Genomic DNA, 19237 nt, shown 5'->3' on the forward strand with positions numbered 1-19237 from the left:
TGTGTGATGCTCAAACGCCTGAACTTAATCGGCAGATTGTCGCCAGTTGGCGAGATCACGTTGCGTGTCTATATCGTACTTTGCATCAGGCAAATCCACTGACACAACCTCTTGTATATGCTGCTGTATTATTTTGCGTGCGCCACTGTCAGCCTGCAGTGTCATAAGTTGAGCAAAGTAACAACGGGGGAAAATAACTGGCGCCCCCAATATGCCGTTATAGCTAGCAGAAATTATTTTGTTAGGGGCACTTTCACAATGATGCAACATAGTTTCCATGTGCTCACGTCCTAATGCCACTTGATCAGCCAAAGTGACTAATAAATGGGACGACTCACGGTTCACGTTATGCACCCCAAACGCCAGTGTTGCCCCCATGCCCTTGTGCCAGTCAGAGCATAAATGTGCAGTAACATAATGTGGCAACACGGGGCTAATACGTTCGGCATTGGCGCCCAAGATAACGTTAAATTCAGATAACAAGGTACACAATGAACCGCTGCCAGTAAGCTGGTTTAATGTACGCAGCAACATGGGTTGCCCGTTTATGTCTGCCAACTGTTTTATCCCAGTAAAACGCTTGCTTTGACCACCTGCAAGCATCAATGCAGAAATTTTCATGCTGTTAATATGCCACTAATCGACTGGCCATCTTGTTGTTCAATAAAGGCATGGGCCTCAGATAACATAGATAACGCAATAGACTCTGGTAATTCACCCCCTAACCGCAGCCCCACAGGGTTAGCTAACGGCTTCACTAATTGTTCTCTCGTCATTGGCATCAACTCCAGCACCCTATCAGTGCGATGTGTTGGCCCCAACATGCCTACATATTTAGCACTACTGCTTTGCACTAATGCCAAAGACTGAGCATCTAATTTGATGTTGTGCGTCATGATAATAGCCATATCAATTTGCTGTAGCCATGGGCTCTGCGTAAGGGAGTCAATGGCGTGTCGAACAAGGCTCACACTGGCATCAAAGTGGCCGTCTCTGGCATAACTGGTTCGTGGGTCGACTAAGGTAATTTGCCATCCCAATTGCAGTGCAATCGCCACCACTGGACGAGCATCCACACCGCCACCAAATACAGCAAGATGGGGAGCCGGTTTGAGGACCTGACTAAACATGCCCGGTTTTGATATTGCTTGATGCTCAGGGTTTGCAATAGTTAAGCTGTTTTGTGGCAATTGTTCGTCGATAATCTGACAATACTCCACAGCTTGATTGTCTTCCAATAACCCGTAAAGATTATCTAGCTGTAAATAATGATTATTGTTGTCCACTGGCTGCAATAAAATACGCACCATACCGCCACAACCAATGCCCAACTTCCAGGCTAAGTCTTCTTCTTCACGCATATCATATTCAACAATACGATTACGCCCTGAATCCCAACAACGACGAGCCTGCAACATAATATCTGATTCAAGACAACCGCCGCTGAGCAAACCATAATATTGCCCTAGGTCGTTGATCATCATCATGGCACCGGCCTTTCTATATGACGAACCATCGGTTTCGATAATGGTCGCCAAAACCCATTTCTGCGTGTCTTTACTGGCACGCCACTGCTTTAATAACTGGTTTAATCGGTTTGCCACTCAGGGTTACTCTTTTTCTGATGATACATTTTCAGGAGAAACAGACGCTTGTTCAAAAGGCTCTCTGTGTTTACGTAAATCGATAACTAATGTTTCGGATATTTTATCTTGTATCGCTTGGCGGTTCGGATCCCAATAAATCTGCAAAAATCCTAATAAACCGGTGGCGAAGCCCGCACCGTAACCACCGTAACGCCCAAAGCTTTCCCACAAATTCAAGCTGCTGCCATCCAGTTTAATAACCCGAATGCCGAGCAACCGTTTACCTGGGGTTTGCCCCGTCCACCAGGCGGTAAAAATACTAAAATAAAACGCCGCCCAACCAAATCCCAAACCAAGATCAGCGGCGACTCCTTGCACCCACGCCAAAATACTCGGCGGGGAATTACCTTGAGTCTTTGGTCCTTCTATTTCAGTCAAGGTATCAAAAAAAGTCTGGGCTTTTTCTGTCTTTGTTTTTTTGTCCGTTTCCGCGTTCGGCTCATTCACTTCGTGCTTTTGCGGCTCTACCGCTTTGTCAAAGTCGATACTTTGCACAGCCGTATCCTGGGTATGAGGTAGTTCTTTTTCAACCGTTTGATAATGCCGTTCATAGACTTGTGTCATGGCGACGTCGAGTTGATTTTGCTGTTGAGGCGTTAAATCGACACTGACCGCATCGCCATATTCACTCAACACTTTTTCCGCTACGTCCTTTGTTAAGGGTAATGACGCTAAATCTCGTGCGAGTTTTTCACCCACTTGGGTCCAGCACAACAAAGGTTCAATGCACTTGCCATACGCGATATTTTTAGCGACCCTTTTGGTTTCCAGTAAATACTTAGCGGTCAATCCGATTAACGCCAAGTCGTCAGGATTGTCTAACTTAAGCTCCCGAAACTCGCCCTCTTCCACTAATTGTGCACGGACTTGTTGACTCTCATCAGGTGTGTCAATCACATCCCCAATAAACTCAATTGCTTTTGCCGCGATAAGAAACACCAAGATAGCCGTGATAAAACGCAGAGAGATACGCGCCAAATTAAAACGTTCTTTTGCTTAAGGCGATTACCCGCACGAAAAAATGTTACCGCCGCGACCAAGGCCAGAAGTACATCACTGGCTTGGCTTAACAGGCCAATTAATGCCACATCGACTAACAGAGCAATGCCACGTTTTAGTGGACGCGCTAAAGGCGTGCCAAAAAGTGATTTCGACACGTGAAAGGCATAGGGGGTAACAATATTTCGAGTTTCGTGCTGACTTAATTGAGAGGGATCAATGGGCGTATGTTCTAACGATGCTCGTGTTGGTTCGCTCACGCGCCCACCTTATTTATTTTTTGTGTAGCGCTTTTATCCCTTCTCCGAGGCCATCAATCGTCAACGGAAACATGCGCTGTTCCATAATGTCCTGCATAATACCGATAGACGCATAGTAATTCCAATATTGTTGTGGCTGAGGATTTAGCCAAATACCCTGTTTGAAGTGTTGCAAAATACGCCCCATCCATATGGCACCCGGTTCTTCATTCCAATGTTCAACACTGCCGCCAGGATAGGTTATTTCGTAAGGTCCCATAGTCGCGTCCCCCACAAAAATCACCTTATAGTCAGAGCCGTATTTATGAATAACATCAAACACCGACATGGTTTCCTTACCTCGGCGTTTATTGTCTTTCCATACACCTTCATACAAACAATTATGAAAATAAAAGTACTCTAAATGTTTGAACTCGGTATGAGCCGCTGAAAATAGCTCCTCACATTCTTTAATATGTGCATCCATAGAGCCGCCCACATCAAAAAACATCAACACTTTAATGGCATTGCGCCGGATCGGCATCATTTGAATATCAAGCAAGCCAGCATTTTTGGCTGTACCCTCAATCGTGTGGGGCATATCCAGCTCTTCACTGGTGCCGCTACGGGCAAATTTGCGCAATTTTCTAAGGGCAATTTTGATGTTACGCGTTCCCAACTCAACGTTACCAGCTAAGTCTCTAAACTCGCGCTTGTCCCACACTTTAGCCGCAGAAAAATTGCGGTTTTTATCTTGCCCTATGCGCACACCCTCAGGATTGTAACCATTGGCACCAAAAGGTGATGTGCCGCCAGTACCTACCCATTTATTGCCGCCTTCGTGGCGTTTTTCTTGCTCCGCCAGGCGTTCTTTGAGGGTTTTCATGAGCTCATCTAAGCCACCGAGCGCCTTGATTTTAGCTTTTTCTTCTTCACTAAAATGCCGCTCAATCTCTTTGCGTAACCATTCCTCGGGTATGTCTTTGCCAAACAAATCAATTTGCTGCACCCCTTCGAAATAATCGGCAAAGGCGCGGTCAAACTTGTCGTACTGACTTTCATCTTTTACCAAACACAAACGTGCCAAGTAATAAAATGCCTCAATGTCGGCAAATACCACCCCTTGCTGCAACGCGCTAAGCAAGTCCATCAATTCGCTCAAACTGACTTTGAGTTGGTGTTCTCTTAGTTTAAAAAAGAAATCAACTAACATTAGCGACGCGCCATGAATACCAACTTTTCAAAAAGATGAATGTCTTGCTCATTCTTTAACAACGCACCGTAAAGCGGTGGTATGGCTTTTTTGCTGTCTTTTTCGCGCAGGGCTTCAGGGGAGATATCTTCTGCAACCAAGAGCTTCAACCAATCGATTAGCTCAGACGTAGACGGTTTTTTCTTCAAGCCAGGAATATCACGTAAATTGAAAAACGACTCTAGCGCTTGATTCAACAAATCTTTTTTAATCTCGGGGAAATGCACATCCACGATCCGGCGCATCTCTTCTTGGTCAGGGAATTGAATATAGTGAAAGAAACAACGGCGTAAAAACGCATCAGGCAGCTCTTTTTCATTATTAGAAGTGATGATCACGATAGGACGCTGCACCGCTTTAACGGTTTCCCGAGTCTCGTAAACAAAAAATTCCATTTTATCCAATTCTTGCAGCAAATCGTTTGGAAATTCAATATCCGCTTTATCAATTTCATCAATCAATAAAACCGGGCGACCAGTGTTTTCAAAGGCGTGCCACAGCTTACCTTTGACAATGTAGTTTTTAATATCGTGAACTTTGTCGTCACCCAACTGAGAATCTCGTAAGCGAGATACAGCATCATATTCGTATAATCCTTGCTGCGCTTTGGTGGTCGATTTTATATGCCATTGAATTAATTCGGTCCCTAAGCTGGCGGCTAACTCTTCAGCTAACATGGTTTTACCCGTGCCTGGCTCCCCTTTAATCAATAAAGGACGTTCTAGGGTAATTGCAGCATTGACCGCAAGTCGTAGTTCATCGCTGGCGATATAATTACTCGTTCCATTAAAAGACATCAATACCTCGTACATATATTTAAGTGAGAGAAGACAACCTTGGCCGTCTAGACATTATTTGTTACGTTCAATAGCACCGTTAACTGAACTGGCACTACTTACGACTGTCGTTAATTATGCAATAGTTAACCGTGAGCCACGGTCAAATACCAATGAATAATTCTTAGTGTTAACTATTTCCATAAGATATAGCGAAAAAGCACTTTGAATTTACTCACTTCGCCTTAATCTTAGTAACCTGCCCCTTTGGTTTAAACAGACCTAAGGTATTTGACAGACCCGAGATATAAAACAAAAGTGCCGTTAACTAAAATGTACAAATCTACGTTATTGTTTTAAAGACGTAACCATTAGGCACCATCAAGACTTCAGAAAGGAAAATTTATGCAAGTTTATGACGACAATTCCCTCGCTATCGGTAAAACCCCGCTGGTTAAATTAAACCGTGTTACTGGCGGCAACGTCTATGCAAAAATCGAATCCCGTAACCCGAGCTTCAGCGTAAAATGTCGCATCGGCGCCAACATGATTTGGGACGCAGAAAAACGTGGTGTACTAACCAAAGACAAAGAATTAATCGAAGCGACCAGTGGTAACACTGGTATCGCATTGGCATTTGTTGCCGCTGCTCGTGGTTACAAAATCACCTTGACCATGCCAAGTTCAATGAGCTTAGAACGTCGTAAATTGCTCAAAGCGTTAGGTGCGAATCTAGTGTTAACCGAAGCAGCAAAAGGCATGAAAGGCGCTATCGCAGCCACTGAAGAGTTGATTGCCTCAGCGCCTGGTAAATACGTTCCACTAGAGCAATTCGAAAACCCAGCTAACCCTGAAATTCATGAAAAAACCACAGGCCCAGAGATCTGGAATGACACTGACGGTAAAGTGGATATCTTCGTTGCGGGTGTAGGCACAGGCGGTACGATCACAGGTGTGACCCGTTACTTGAAGAATACCCAAGGTAAAGCCATTACGTCAGTTGCCGTTGAACCCACTGATTCACCAGTGATCACCCAAGCTAAAGCAGGTTTGCCGCTGACGCCTGGCCCGCACAAAATCCAAGGTATTGGCGCTGGCTTTATTCCAGGTAACCTAGACTTAGACATCATTGATGCCGTTGAGCAGGTTACTAACGATGAAAGTATGGAGATGGCGCATCGACTGATGAAAGAAGAAGGGATCTTGGTGGGAATTTCCTCTGGCGCCGCGGTAGTAGCAGCCAAGCGCTGGGCAGAAAAACCAGAAAACGCCGACAAAGTTATCGTTGTATTACTCGCAAGCGCCGCTGAACGCTATTTGAGTAGCCCATTGTTTGCGGGTGAATTTGGTGACACTGAAGAAGTCCAATAAGCGATCTGAGCTTTAGGTTTAAGTAATTGTAAAGGGAGGCATTTTTGCCTCCCTTTTACTTTGTGGATAACGCAGGTACACTCTACCTTGTGATTCATTAAAAAGTAGCTCGCTCTATGTCGTTCCGTCGTCCTTTTCCATTGTTCTCGCTGTTATTTGCCCTGTTTATGCTGACTGCATGTGATGATCCCAAAAGCACCGGGGCCGGCAAATATGGCATGATGGACACTAATATTCCTGAATACGCCGCAGTTCAATTTTTCACTCATGTATATGGCGATAAAAATTTAGACGGCGCACTGCAGTTTGCCAGCCCAAAGCTTGCTCGTTTAATGAAATCGTACCGCATCAATCGTAGTGTCCAGCGACACGTATTAAATATGGCGTTCGATAAAGTCGAAATTAAACCCGGTGCATCCAATGCCGGGCGAAATGAGTTTGCCAAAGAAGCCAGTGTGTCATTGTTTTTTGAAGGCACCCTGAATGGCGAAGTAATCAAAGATTTGCGCACAGTAAAATTAGTGCGCATGAATAAAGGCTGGAAAGTCGACGAGGTTAGCGTTAACTAAGCCTGTCTTGCGGCGCCCCTCTTATTTGGCCTGAATGCTCAGTACCAATATTTCACTCGCAACCCTAAGACTTCACCCATGCCCGAAACACTCTCTCCACAACAAGCACGTAAACTTATTCTACATGCCCAGAGGCTTCCCGCAGGTAAGCAAACCACAAAGCCCATTTCCGCCACGCTAGCGGCAATTGAGGCCCTGGGATACGTGCAAATCGATACAATCAGTGCAATCGAGCGCGCCCATCACCACACCCTTTGGAATCGCACGTCAACCTATCAACCCCAGCACCTTGAGCAACTCGTTGAGCAAAAACAGGTATTTGAATACTGGGCCCACGCCGCCGCGTACTTACCCATGTCAGACTATCGCTATACACTGGTGCGCAAAGCCGCTCTGCAATCAGGAGAATTAGCCCATTGGTATCCGCGCAATAACAAATTGATGGCTGACGTACTGGCGCGTATAACGGCAGAAGGCCCTTTGATGGCCAAGGATTTTGACAAAGACGAAGCCGTCATCAAACGAAAACCGGCTGATTGGGCAAGTAAACCTGCCAAGCGCGCATTAGAATTTCTGTTTATGCAAGGGGATTTAATGATTGCTAAGCGGGCAAATTTTCACAAGGTGTATGACCTTACCGAGCGTGTATTACCTTGCTCAGTCAACACCTCGATACCAAGTGACGATGCGTATTTTCGTTTTTTAATTACCCGCTTTCTCAGCGCCAATGGCCTGGGCAAAGCCAGCGAAATAGCGTATTTACGTAAGAACAGTAAACGCGCGATACAAAAAAAATTAAACGCCATGCTTGAGGAAAAATCCCTTATCGAGGTAACGGTCGCGGGCGAGTCTTATGTCACGTTAACAGAGCAACTCGAAACACTCGAGCGCCCGATCAAACGCAATAAGTTACATATTTTGTCGCCCTTTGACAACTTACTGATTCAACGTAAACGTATACAAGCCCTATTCAACTTTGATTACTTGCTCGAGTGTTACGTGCCCCAAGCAAAGCGCCAATATGGTTACTTTTCATTGCCAATACTGTGGGACACGAACCTAGTGGCCAGAATGGATTGCCGGGTCGACCGAAAAACGAAAATACTGCATATTCATCATCTAGTGCTCGAAGCCAATTTACAAAAAACTGCCGCATTTCACCTTGCCTTACAACAAAGTTTAACGGCTTTTCTGATCTTCAATCAGTGTGATGAATATGTGTTGCATAAAACAACGCATTTGTCTTAACCTCGTATTTATTCATTTAATCTAGGGGCCAATGATGAGCGCTCGATATCAGCAAAAAATCCGTTTTGTGCTATTAAAAGAATTTATTTTAGCCAAAAAAGCGCGTGGCGCGGGGCATTACCAACAAGAGTTCAGCCATCTAGAAAATGCCCATGTATTGGGCCAACACTCGACCTATTGGCATAGCAAAGCACATTGTTTAATGTTGTTATGGGCAGTGCGCAGATCCGCAAAAAAAGAATTTGCCGGGCAACTGCTGCGTATTTTTGGCGCCTTAACCAAAACCGCTATCGGCTTAGTTCCTGCTGGCAATACGGGTGGCAGCAACATAAGCCCATTTAAAAGCCTGCCGTTAAGCACCCAACACGCCAAAGCGATTGCCAGGGCGCAGTCATGATTTATAAACCTTGGCTCGCCCTACCTCGTTAGCGGCAAATTACCTTCATGACATGACCAATACATCTAGGTAAGATGGCGTCCCTTCACGTATTGTCATTTTATCCTTAGCTGAGAGCCCTTTACATGTTACGACTGCCCTATTCATGGACCCACTCACTGGGGCCAATATTGGTCTGCGTTATAGCCATTATGTTATTTATCGCTGAGCCAACCAGCAGCATGTGGCTTGCCTATGATCGCAGTGCAATTGAGCAAGGCGAATGGTGGCGCATATTGAGCGGCAATTTTCTGCACACCAACCTCAATCACCTTTTGCTTAACCTCGCGGCGGTAGCCTTACTGTGGACGTTGCATGGCCAGTACTACCACACAGGTCAATATTTATGCATGCTTGTTATCTTTTCTGTGGGCGTTAGCATCGGCATTTATACCTTTGATCCCCAATTACAATGGTATGTGGGGCTTTCAGGCATTTTGCACGGGGCATTTGTCTGGGGGGCATATCAAGATATCAAATACGGCATTTTCAGTGGCTGGATATTGATGGTCGGTGCTTGGGCAAAAATAGCCAACGAGCAAATAGCCGGACCAAGCGGCAGCATCGCCCAATTAATTGATGCCAACGTCGCCATTGATGCCCATTTATTTGGTGCATTTTGCGGTTTATTAATGATTATTTGTGCACTGATCTGGCAGCAAAATAAAGGTTAATAGAAATAAACGAATATTAGTGCCTTAGTAGGTTGTTTCATTTAACCACTTACATCTCAGTAAGCGGATAGGAGCCTGACATAACCCAACAAGTCGAGCTAACAGGAACTTGCCTTTGCTAAGCAGTCAAAATAGCGGTCAAGATCGTTAACCCTACAATGGATGCCTGCCACTGTGCATCATGCCGAAAATGGAGTGGCGGCCCACTGCTTGCCATTGATTGCGGTACCGATGTGAGCATATCGCCAACGGATAATATCACTGTTTACGACTCATCCCAGTGGGCACAAAGAGGATTTTGTCGCCACTACGGCACGGACCTGTTTTACCGCCTGGGGTAAAACTAGCAAGACATTGTATCTGTGGGTCTATTTGATATCCCGAACGAGATTAAAGTCGCTTTTCACACGCAAATTTTTACCGAAGAAAAACCTGACTATTATGATTTACCAATCAAACCAAGATGATGACAGGTGAAGAAGTCTTTGCAGCGTTTGCCCAAAAAAATAGCCCTTAAACCCATTTATAACTGATGTTTAAGGCATTTAACCCTTGGATATATACAAGCTAGCAGTGGAAAAGGTGAAATGTAGGAAGCGCCAAAAGCTTTAATTAACTATTGACGCCGTTGTCTCCTGTTAGAGAGCAATTCATCGACAATGCTAGCTTTTCAATACCATGAGATGGCGTCCACTTTTTAAACTCAACAAAACCATTCTTCTTGTATAAGTTTATTGCAGGTAAATTACCAACAGCTGTTTCTACAATTGCTTTAGAAAAATTAAAAGACGCTAGAACATGGTTAATTAATTTATTTGCGATACCTCTTTGAAAAAAATCAGGGTCAACAGTCAAGCTGTCTATTTCTAGCTCTTTCCCCTTAAGTGCTACTTCTATCACTCCAGCAAGACAATTATTTTCAATAAAGCCATAAAACTGTGTTTTTGAATTTTCTATATCTTTAGCACTCCGGAATAGAGGGGGGAAGTCAAGAGTTCCAATAAGTTGAGCCTCAATTTTATAAGAATTTTGAAAAACTGTAAAAATCTTAGTGGCAACGTCTTCATGCGAATTATTAAGTTCTGTTATCATGTTATGCCTAAACCCACAATTTGCTCTGCTCTTTAACGCCGCATTTAAGTAGTGAGCAACGCAACCACTTAACCTAAACCATTGTGCCGTAAAAACTTAAGCAGATTCAAACCAATAATGCTGAGCGTTGCGAATCTGACTTGAACGCCCTGTTATATTTGATTTTCTATGTAGCTTGGGACATCCACTTTTTGCCCACCTAGTGAAAAGTGATGATCAAATGCATAAGCGATTTTCTCTAACGGTGCTCCACGGTAACCGACACTTTGAACTTCAGATATGTAGCGTCGCAAAAAGCCAATAGCACCAAGAGATTTCCATTGGGCAACATGCACCAACTCATGAAAATGCAAACGTAAGTTTTGTGCGACACTCGGTACTACGTAATAAGTGTTTTTATATGTAATACCCTGGACCTCCATATCAAGAAATTCGCCTAGACCAACTTGACGTAATTCTGGAAAGTCTGGCTTTAGGATGCTATCAACGATTACAAAATATGAGTTGGATAGAAACTCTTCAGAGTAAAAGCCAGCAAAATTATCGGCAAATAAAGCACAGCTTTGACGTTGATTCGAAAATCTATCGTTAGTTGAGTCAATCCATTCTTCGATTTGATTTAACACGATGAATTCCAATAAAATATAACGCTTATTATCGAGCAAGTCGTATATGTAACTACTCGTTTTTTTTTGGTTTTCGTGATCTTCATACGCTTACCCTATGATTTCACTCAGGGTATATCCCTACTATTTTGGGGGTTACAGCGCTTTAATAGGATCATCCTGAGGCTAACGCGACCTTTATGCGATTGAAAAACCTCCGTGTAACTCTTTTTTTGCCACCGCGTATGCAAAAAGACCCTCAGTCATTGGAAAGTTCAACTATTGGGGGTCACTTCGTATGGCGCAGTGTGCTTTTAGAGCTTGTAGCGGTATCACGAGTTTACATAAGCGGCTTATTTATCTGCGCGGCTGACAAACTTGTGCTCGCTGGTGCTGACTTTAATGCGCTCACCGCTGGAAATATATTCCGGCACTTGTACGGTTAAGCCTGTGCTTAAGGTAGCCGGTTTGGTGCGGGCACTGGCTGACGCGCCTTTAATAGATGGGTCGGTTTCTGTGATAACCAGTTCCACATTAGGTGGTAATTCGATACCCACTGCTGAACCGTTCACGATCATCACTTGCAGGCCTGTTGTGTCTTCAGCAATGAACAGTAGCTCTTCTTCAATGGTTTCTTTATTGATGTTGTATGGCGTGTAGTCTTCTGAGTTCATGAACACGTATTCGTCACCGTCGATATAAGAGAATGTTACGGGCTGGCGTACAAAATCAGCGGTTTTAATTATTTCATCGGCTTTAAAGCTTTCGTCAGCTTTTGCACCTGTGGTCACTTCGTATAAGCGCATACGGTATAGGCTGGCACCAGCACGGCCACTTGGGGTGAGTTTATTGATTTCTTTAACCACATACACTTTATCGTTATGTTCAATGGCAGCGTTCTTTTTTACTTCACTTGCTTTTGGCATTGTATTTCGTCTCTGACGTTATTCTCTTACGAGCTTTCAAAATAAATTTTGCAATGAAATTACCAGAAACGGGATTTAAGGCAAGCAGATTCATCCTTGCACCCGGCATATTACGCGCATAAAAAAGCCCAGCATGATGAGCTGGGCTTGGTGTTGATGTTATTAGCGCTTAATTGCACCGTGCAATATCATTGCGCCTTATAAGGTGGTTTCAAACAACTTATAAATGCGGCGGTATTCGTCAAGCCAAGAGCTCGGCTGCACAAAACCGTGGGACTCCACTGGGTAAATAGCAGTTTCAAAGTTTTCTTTCTCAAGCTCGATTAAGCGTTGAACCAGACGTACTGTGTCTTGAAAAAATACATTCGAGTCCACCATGGGCGCATTGATTAATAATGGTTTTTCTAAGCCTTCTGCAAAATACAGCGGTGAGCTGCGCTCGTAGGCAATAGGGTCAACATCCGGCATATTTAAAATGTTAGCGGTATAACCACGGTTGTAATGCGCCCAGTCCGTGACTGGACGCAGTGCGGCTCCAGACTGGAATAAATCTGGCTGGGTAAACAGGGCCATAAAGGTCATAAAGCCCCCATATGATCCGCCGTAGGTACCGATGCGCTGGCGATCAACATTGGCATTTTCGACCAACCAATTGACTCCATCACGCAAATCATCAATTTCCGGTTTCCCCATATGACGATATATTGCGGTACGCCAATCCCGCCCATAACCCGCTGATGCACGGTAATCCATGTCCATCACCACATACCCTTGCTGGGCCAACATGCTGTGAAACATAAACTCACGAAAATAACCCGACCAACCTAAATGGGAATTCTGTAAATACCCTGCCCCATGATTAAATATCACCGCCCGGCGTTTTTGGCCGTTGTCGGTCTTATTGTCGGTTGGCATGTATACCCGAGAAAAAATAGGTTGCAGCGTATTGCTCGATTTCACTGGCACTATGTCCGGTGCCACTAACGGCATCGCTAAGAATTCAGCGCTGATGGTATGGGTCAAACGTGTGACCTGTGCACCTGGCGTGGCATCTTGAAGATATAACTCAGGCGGCATGGTGACACTAGAGTGCGTCAGCAATAACTTGCTTTCATCGGGACTGAGCGCGTAATCAGTCATACCGTTTAGGTCAGTCAAGGCTTCAATTTCGCCATTGCTCACGTTCACACGATAAATTTCATAAATACCCGGGTGTTTTTGATTTGCTTTGAAATACAGGTAGTCATCGTTTTGCGTGAGGGTTAAGTCGTCTACTTCAAATTGACCTGAGGTTAACGCACTGGCTTTTCCGCTTAACGGTTTTTTGTATAACTGGGCATAACCTGACTCTTCAGATAAGTAATAAAGTTGCTCGCTATGATTAAACCAACCAAAACTATTAAATTGATAATTGACCCAAGCATCGTCATGTAAACGGTGTTGATTAACTAATGTGTGCTGCTGTAAATCTACCGTGGCTAACCAGCGATCTTTGTTGTCCCAAGCTTCTAACATCACGGCTACCTGTCCAGCATCGCTGTGCCACTGTATCGCGCCTTGCGACCAATACCAGTCACTCATCAAGGTAATATCTCGTGGTAAACGGTTGCTTTGATAGGTTTTGCCTTTCGCTTTGGCATTTTCGCGTTTTACTGTAGCCAATACGTCTTCGTTATATCCGGGTAAGGATTGGTAACTCAGGGGATATTTTTTATGTTCGGTCAAATCGAGCAACCATAAATCATGATTAACCGGTTTGGCATCGGCCACACGTTGGCGCACGTCTTTGCGCTCAATACGGCCATCATCACCTATGTAGGCCGGCATCAAGTCTTCGTCGCTTCGATCTTTTTGACTTTTAGTGGTGGCAATCAGTAACCATTTACCATCTGGCGATAAGCTACTTTCGACCTTCTCATCGTTTTTATTAAAGTAAAAGGGTGACGGGGCAACACTAGCGTTTTGTTTTTGTAATGCCTGTTGCTGCTCAAAACGCAGTTTTTGATCATGGCGTTTTTTCGCCACATAATCGATTAAGGCAATTTGCTGCTCGGCGATATAGTCAGCTGGCTCATCAACACCTTTGGGTGCTTCGGCAAATTGCCAGGAAACCAACTTCTGTGAGAAACCGGTTTGCAAATCAATACTGAACAGGCCGTCGCCCTGTTGATAGGCTAAACGACCATCCTGTAAAAACTGCAATTGACGGGGAGATGCCCCATCTTGCGTGAGCTGACGAACGTGCTGCTGGGCATCACCGGTCAAGGTTTTAACAAAAATATTTCCTTCGAACACCCAAGCCGTTTTGGTCTGTTCCGGGTTGCTCACCCGGCGATCGTAACTAACACGTTGCAGCTGATTTAACGCCACCTGACTTGCTTCATCTATTGCCGAAGGGGCTTTTGGCTGGGCCGTATCTAGTTGCCACAAGTGCGTAAGTGGCGAGCCTTGCTCTTTACGCTGGTAAAACACGGTTTGGCTATCGTCGCCCCAATAACTGCTCAAGGGTTGTCGGCCAATCCAATCGGGATCGGCCATAATTTGTTCAAGGGTGAGGGTTGTGGCCTGCGCTGGTGAGATTTGATCCCCGGTGATAGTCGATATAGGCGCTTGTTTACTATCGACCTTGGCGCTGGTTGATGTTCCGGTGTTGGTGTTGGTGTTGGTGTTGGTGTTGGCACTGTGCGGTAAATCCGCTGTGTGCGTTGCACTACATGCAAACAGGCTGCTGGCAATCAGCATCACAAGTAGCTTTTTAGAATAGTTATACATTGTTGTTTTCCCTGAAAATTTTGTAATTTTTTTGAATAACAATTTACTTTAAACGTAAAATCAATCAGATTAAACCTATACACAAACACACTTACAAAATTCTCCACACTATAATTAGTATTCCACGAGAGAATGTATAGCAAAGAAAACAGAGGCTATTATGAAGAAGTTACTCGCCATCGTCTGCTTGATGTTTATCAGCAATATGGCCTACAGCGCCGAATGCCCCGATTTATTGAAGTTTGTAAAACGTAAACTCAATTCTCAAGAAACCGTCAACATGTGTGAAGCATACGCAGGTAAAACCGTCCTGTTCGTTAACACCGCCAGTTACTGTGGATTTACCCCTCAATTCAAGGGCCTAGAATCTCTGTACCGTAAATATAAAGATCAAGGTTTAGTGGTACTTGGGTTTCCTTCTCACGATTTTAACCAAGAAGACAAAGATGAAGGTAAAACAGCAGAGCTGTGTGAATTAACTTACGGGGTAGAGTTTCCGATGTTTGAAGCCATGCCCGTGCGCGGCCGTGATGCAGATCAGCTATATAAGATGTTGGCAAAAAAATCTGGCACTACGGTTAAATGGAACTTCTATAAGTACCTGATGGATAAAAACGGCAATTTGGTTCACACCTTTGCATCATCAACTAAGCCGTCTGATCCATTATTGGTTGAAACACTTGAGCGCACACTGAAACTTTAATGTAATCGCTATCAGGTTTTCACCAACAGCCATCAAGCAAAAAGCCCGAGATTAATCGGGCTTTTTTGTGACGTGAATAAGACAATAATGCTTAGGCGAATTCTGGTAATAGCTCAGTCATTTTCTCCCGAGCATCCTGCCATGATTTCTGCGCTGAGTCTTCGCCCATATTTAGGCCTTCAAGATAAATGAAGTTCACATCCGTAATCCCAATCAATCCAAAAACCAAGCGCAAATATGGCGTTTGCGTATCACTGTCTGTGCCTTGATAAATACCGCCACGTGCGGCCATTACATACACGGTTTTGCCGGTTAAATGGCCTTTAGGACCTTCAGAGGTATAACTAAAGGTACGCCCTGCCCGGGCAATACGGTCAATCCATGCCTTAAACGTACTTGGCATAGTAAAATTGTACATAGGCATACCTATGACGATAGCATCACTGTTTTCTAACTGGGTTAATAAATCGTCAGAATAGGCTGCTAACTTCGACTGCTCTGGTGTCATGTTGTCGCTGATCATGCTCCACGTTTGCATCTCTTGGGCGCTAAGGTGCGGTAGGTTCAGTTGAGACAAATCTACTGTGTGCACTGCGAGCGCTTCGCGCTCTTGCCAATTCGCCACAAACTCTTTTGTTAGCTTGCTTGAATGGCCATTTTCTTGTTGCAAACTGGCGTTTAACACTAATACATTTTTCATCTTGATTCCTCGTGATATGGCTTAATTGCGTTTAGTATATATAAATTTTACCGAACGAAAATCGCATTAAATCGAGGAGTTCATTCTATTTATTAGAATTAAAAGCAGAGGGTAATCAGCCAGATCGACGGTAAAATTGCACCCCTTTATCTTCTATGAGTAAACGCATCTTTTGGTAAATATCGGGCCTGAATACCTTGCCAATCAAATCAAGGGGAATCGTCACATTAGGCGGTATTTGCCCAGCACTGACCATATGCTTAATTAACCATTCGCCACGAACCAACTCAGGTTGATTAATACAACCATTGTTACTCACCGAAAACTGATTATAGGAGGGTATGCTACGCGGTGGCATCGATTTATGCGTTAAACAGCTGCCCAGTAAAGATGGCGCAATTACATCTAACTCAGCGTCTAAATATTCTGACTGACTCAATAATCTCGCCGCTTCAAAACGATTCGGAACCGACTCTAACCAAGAGCAGGCTTGCTTGAGCGCAGCACACAAAGCTAACACTGAATTAGGGTTTTTCTGATGCCAGCTATCTAATAAACCGAGTACTTTTTCCGGAGAATCTTGCCAAATATCGAATGACGTTAGGGCTGTCATGCCAATGCCAGCGCGCACAGCCTTAGCATTCCATGGTCCACCTACGCAGAATCCATCGATATCACCGTTTTCTAGGCATTCCACCATGTTAATAGGCGGTATAACCAGCAAGTCTACGTCGTCTAAATTGACCTTAGCCGCTTTTAGCCAATCGCGTAATTGGTAATAATGGCAGCTATAGGGAAATACCGTCGCGAACTTCAGTTTTGCTAAACCTCGGTGTTTACGTTTCTCGACAACTTTTTGCAGCAAGTACCCTGCCATCGGCAAGGTAACGTTAGTGATCTCGTTTTCCTTTAGTACTTCTTGTAATAACCCTTCTGACAAGGTGATGGCGTTACCGTTTAAGCTCAGTACTAATGGCGTGATCACATTGGCAGATGGCGCACCAAGACCCAGTGCACTAGCGATTGGCATCGGGGCTAACATTTGCGCGGCGTCTAAAACACCTGCGTGTAATTTGTCGCGTAACGTTGACCATGAGTTTTGTTTTTGCAAGGTAACATTCAAACCCCATCGCTCGAAGAAACCCAATTCTTTGGCAACGATAAGCGGGGCGGAATCAGTCAGGGGAATAAACCCAAGGGTAATGTCGGGTTGTTCTAATTTAATCATGATCATTTCCTTTTTCAAAAGAGCGCAGCATGGAAACGATGGTTTTCGCGACATTTTCAAGCTTCTGTCCTGTGTCCATAGCGGTTTTGCGCATACTGTGAAAAGCTTGTTCTTCACTCATTTTATTGCTTCTCATTAACAAGCGTTTCGCTAAATCGATGGTTTTTCGCGACTCAAGTTGCTGCTTGGTATCGTTTAACTCATCTTTTAATTTATGGAATTCTTTGAATCTTGCCACTGCGGCATCGAGTATGGGTTTCACCCGTTCAGGATCGATATCCCCGACGACATAAGCACTCACCCCAGATTGCACTGACAAATTAATCGTTTCCGTGTCTTGTTGAGATGAAAACATCACCACTGGCTTGGGGTTATAGTGGGAAATAGTGTGCAGGCTCTCTAACATATCCCGATTAGGTGATTCAATATCAATGACGATGATATCCGGCTGAATTTCATCGACTTGTTTCAATAATCCGGCTTGGGTGCAGGCTAAATGACTGACTTTATAACGAGAATTATCTAAGGCAGTCACTATGGACTCTGCACGCTGAACATTTTCATCAATGAGCAAAATATTCAGCTGCGACTGAGCGGCTAAATGGGATTGGCTTTTCGCTGTGGATATCAACAGATGTTCCTGGATTAATAACGCTATGTGTCTTGACCACAACAGGTGCAAAGCTCAAGCCAACAAATTATGTCATTAAAAACATAACGTTAGCGATAAAAATAAAAGTGAAATTACGTTTAACCGTACACAAATGTGCAAACGCACCATGAAAGTGCAGAGGATTGCACAAAAATTAACCGCGAAATTTATTAACCACAATAAAAGAAAGCGAAAATTGCTCTACGCCAATTTGTCCACCACAGTAAAATGAGAAGGTAAAGGGTGATCAGTGCGCTTGATGCTGACCCAAGGTGTCATATGCTGGAGCATCATTTTGCACAGGTTCCGAAAACGGCCATTTTGTATCGCGTTCTTGCCAGCAGTGCTGTGCTTGCACTTGAGCATCTGCCAACGATAGTTTATCGGTTAATATATACATTAAACTCAGACTGCCAATAATGGCCTGGGTCGCATAATCATTAACCTCTTCCCCTTGCCACACATTACGCAATTGCTTGCTATCTAAGCTTTTGGGTTTCACTACCCAATGGCCAAGCGATGCAGGTACATCCACTGTGGTCTCTTTGTCACTTTGACAAAGATGCAAGGTGACATCGCGCTCTGGGTTATATTCCACCTCACCACCTTCACCACGAAAACACAAAATAGTGGTGTGACTGTCAGAGACTTGTCTGTTGACCAAAGCGGCACAGCGACTATGTTTACGGTCGACATCACGATGAAATACCCCTTGCAGGCTATTCGGTGCATGACTGGCATTGAGCATACGGGCCAGCGTATTAGCACAGGAGCGTAAACCAAACTGACTCCGTAGCTGGATCATGGCGTCCAACTTAGGGTTAATGTTCGCCAAGTCCATATAACAAAATCCATATTGCTCGAGCTGAGCAGCCGCTTGTATGGCATCTTTTGCCACATCAATACCTAAGTGCGCTAAGACATCTTTAAGGTACAAGCGATTTGAATCGGGCTCATGGGTACCGTGTAAAAAGACCTTTTTTCCGTCTTGCGCGAATGCCATCACGGCGAGTAAAAACCAAGGTAGGTGACGACGTTTTCCGGCATAGCAGCCTAAATCTATATCGATAGGCAGTCCCGCTAATTGTGGCTGATTGACCTCGCGAAATGCCTGAATAAAACCCGCTAATTCCTCAGCGGTTTCTTCTCGCACCCTGAGTAACATTAAAAACGCCCCTTTCTGCTCAGGGGTGATTTCATCGTTAATTAACATCTGCATGGCTTGATAGGCTTGGGTTTGCGTGAGCGTACCACCAGCCCTTTGTCCGCGACCTATAATGCGAATAAATTCTTTAAATTCAGGCTGGGTATTCGATGTACTGTTTGCTGTCATGTATGTTGAAACGCCT

Annotated in this window: 20 protein-coding genes; 6 read left to right on the plus strand and 14 right to left on the minus strand. The window is 44.4% G+C overall.

All coding sequences use genetic code 11. The features are described from left to right. Positions 1-24: 24 nt before the first annotated feature. From GPLA_RS14025 to GPLA_RS14045, 6 genes are read right to left on the minus strand one after another with little or no spacing between them, the layout of a single operon-like run. Complete coding sequence (locus GPLA_RS14025; RefSeq protein ID WP_007105588.1) at positions 25-621, minus strand: nucleotidyltransferase family protein; 597 nt, start codon at positions 619-621, stop codon at positions 25-27. Next, entirely contained in the window at positions 618-1604 is a 987-nt protein-coding gene (locus GPLA_RS14030) for an XdhC family protein (protein WP_007105589.1), read from the minus strand. The genes GPLA_RS14025 and GPLA_RS14030 overlap by 4 nt, the downstream gene beginning before the upstream one ends. Positions 1605-1610: 6 nt before the next feature. After that, entirely contained in the window at positions 1611-2624 is a 1014-nt protein-coding gene (locus tag GPLA_RS24045) for an RDD family protein (protein WP_226993113.1), read from the minus strand. Continuing rightward, positions 2540-2905, minus strand: coding sequence for a hypothetical protein (locus tag GPLA_RS23505; RefSeq protein WP_153810569.1), 366 nt, complete (start codon positions 2903-2905; stop codon positions 2540-2542). The genes GPLA_RS24045 and GPLA_RS23505 overlap by 85 nt, the downstream gene beginning before the upstream one ends. A gap of 13 nt (positions 2906-2918) precedes the next feature. Further along, the gene (locus GPLA_RS14040; RefSeq protein WP_007105590.1) at positions 2919-4097 is read right to left on the minus strand and encodes a vWA domain-containing protein; all 1179 of its coding nucleotides are present in this window, start codon (positions 4095-4097) and stop codon (positions 2919-2921) included. Further along, complete coding sequence (locus GPLA_RS14045; RefSeq protein ID WP_007105591.1) at positions 4097-4933, minus strand: AAA family ATPase; 837 nt, start codon at positions 4931-4933, stop codon at positions 4097-4099. The genes GPLA_RS14040 and GPLA_RS14045 overlap by 1 nt, the downstream gene beginning before the upstream one ends. A gap of 384 nt (positions 4934-5317) precedes the next feature. Here GPLA_RS14045 and cysK point away from each other — a divergent pair, with 384 nt between their 5' ends. The 5 genes from cysK to rrtA all read left to right on the plus strand — a co-directional run bounded on the left by cysK (position 5318) and on the right by rrtA (position 9210). After that, complete coding sequence (gene cysK, locus GPLA_RS14050) at positions 5318-6283, plus strand: cysteine synthase A (protein ID WP_007105592.1); 966 nt, start codon at positions 5318-5320, stop codon at positions 6281-6283. Positions 6284-6399: 116 nt separating this feature from the next. Next, positions 6400-6852 carry a hypothetical protein gene (locus GPLA_RS14055; RefSeq protein WP_007105593.1) on the plus strand — a complete coding sequence of 151 codons (453 nt, stop codon included), beginning with the start codon at positions 6400-6402 and terminating at the stop codon, positions 6850-6852. A gap of 78 nt (positions 6853-6930) precedes the next feature. Continuing rightward, positions 6931-8100: a winged helix-turn-helix domain-containing protein gene (locus tag GPLA_RS14060; RefSeq protein WP_007105594.1), complete on the plus strand. Its 1170-nt coding sequence runs from the start codon at positions 6931-6933 to the stop codon at positions 8098-8100. Between the two features lie 34 nt (positions 8101-8134). Further along, complete coding sequence (locus tag GPLA_RS14065) at positions 8135-8497, plus strand: DUF3703 domain-containing protein (RefSeq protein ID WP_007105595.1); 363 nt, start codon at positions 8135-8137, stop codon at positions 8495-8497. A 125-nt stretch (positions 8498-8622) separates the two neighbouring features. Beyond that, positions 8623-9210 (plus strand): rhombosortase, encoded by a 588-nt coding sequence (gene rrtA / locus GPLA_RS14070; protein ID WP_040514864.1) that lies wholly within the window; start codon positions 8623-8625, stop codon positions 9208-9210. Positions 9211-9822: 612 nt separating this feature from the next. Here rrtA and GPLA_RS14075 read toward each other — a convergent pair. From GPLA_RS14075 to GPLA_RS14090, 4 genes are all read right to left on the minus strand, one after another. Further along, positions 9823-10302, minus strand: coding sequence for a GNAT family N-acetyltransferase (locus tag GPLA_RS14075; RefSeq protein ID WP_007105598.1), 480 nt, complete (start codon positions 10300-10302; stop codon positions 9823-9825). A gap of 152 nt (positions 10303-10454) precedes the next feature. Then, positions 10455-10928 carry a hypothetical protein gene (locus GPLA_RS14080; RefSeq protein ID WP_007105599.1) on the minus strand — a complete coding sequence of 158 codons (474 nt, stop codon included), beginning with the start codon at positions 10926-10928 and terminating at the stop codon, positions 10455-10457. A 332-nt stretch (positions 10929-11260) separates the two neighbouring features. After that, positions 11261-11833: an elongation factor P-like protein EfpL gene (gene efpL / locus GPLA_RS14085; protein WP_007105600.1), complete on the minus strand. Its 573-nt coding sequence runs from the start codon at positions 11831-11833 to the stop codon at positions 11261-11263. Positions 11834-12031: 198 nt separating this feature from the next. Continuing rightward, positions 12032-14605: a S9 family peptidase gene (locus GPLA_RS14090; protein WP_007105601.1), complete on the minus strand. Its 2574-nt coding sequence runs from the start codon at positions 14603-14605 to the stop codon at positions 12032-12034. 160 nt (positions 14606-14765) lie between these two features. Here GPLA_RS14090 and GPLA_RS14095 point away from each other — a divergent pair, with 160 nt between their 5' ends. Further along, positions 14766-15308 (plus strand): glutathione peroxidase, encoded by a 543-nt coding sequence (locus GPLA_RS14095; protein ID WP_007105602.1) that lies wholly within the window; start codon positions 14766-14768, stop codon positions 15306-15308. 91 nt (positions 15309-15399) lie between these two features. Here the strand turns inward: GPLA_RS14095 and GPLA_RS14100 are convergent, their stop codons facing one another. The 4 genes from GPLA_RS14100 to GPLA_RS14115 all read right to left on the minus strand — a co-directional run bounded on the left by GPLA_RS14100 (position 15400) and on the right by GPLA_RS14115 (position 19221). Continuing rightward, entirely contained in the window at positions 15400-16008 is a 609-nt protein-coding gene (locus tag GPLA_RS14100) for an FMN-dependent NADH-azoreductase (protein WP_007105603.1), read from the minus strand. A 115-nt stretch (positions 16009-16123) separates the two neighbouring features. Then, a complete protein-coding gene (locus tag GPLA_RS14105) occupies positions 16124-17236 on the minus strand; it encodes a CmpA/NrtA family ABC transporter substrate-binding protein (protein WP_007105604.1) in 1113 nt (370 codons plus the stop codon). Continuing rightward, complete coding sequence (locus tag GPLA_RS14110; RefSeq protein WP_007105605.1) at positions 17229-17867, minus strand: ANTAR domain-containing response regulator; 639 nt, start codon at positions 17865-17867, stop codon at positions 17229-17231. The genes GPLA_RS14105 and GPLA_RS14110 overlap by 8 nt, the downstream gene beginning before the upstream one ends. 268 nt (positions 17868-18135) lie before the next feature. Further along, the gene (locus tag GPLA_RS14115) at positions 18136-19221 is read right to left on the minus strand and encodes a glycosyl transferase family protein (protein ID WP_007105608.1); all 1086 of its coding nucleotides are present in this window, start codon (positions 19219-19221) and stop codon (positions 18136-18138) included. Between the last annotated feature and the right edge of the window lie 16 nt (positions 19222-19237).

It is taken from the genome of Paraglaciecola polaris LMG 21857 (assembly GCF_000315055.1).
GTDB lineage: Bacteria > Pseudomonadota > Gammaproteobacteria > Enterobacterales > Alteromonadaceae > Paraglaciecola > Paraglaciecola polaris.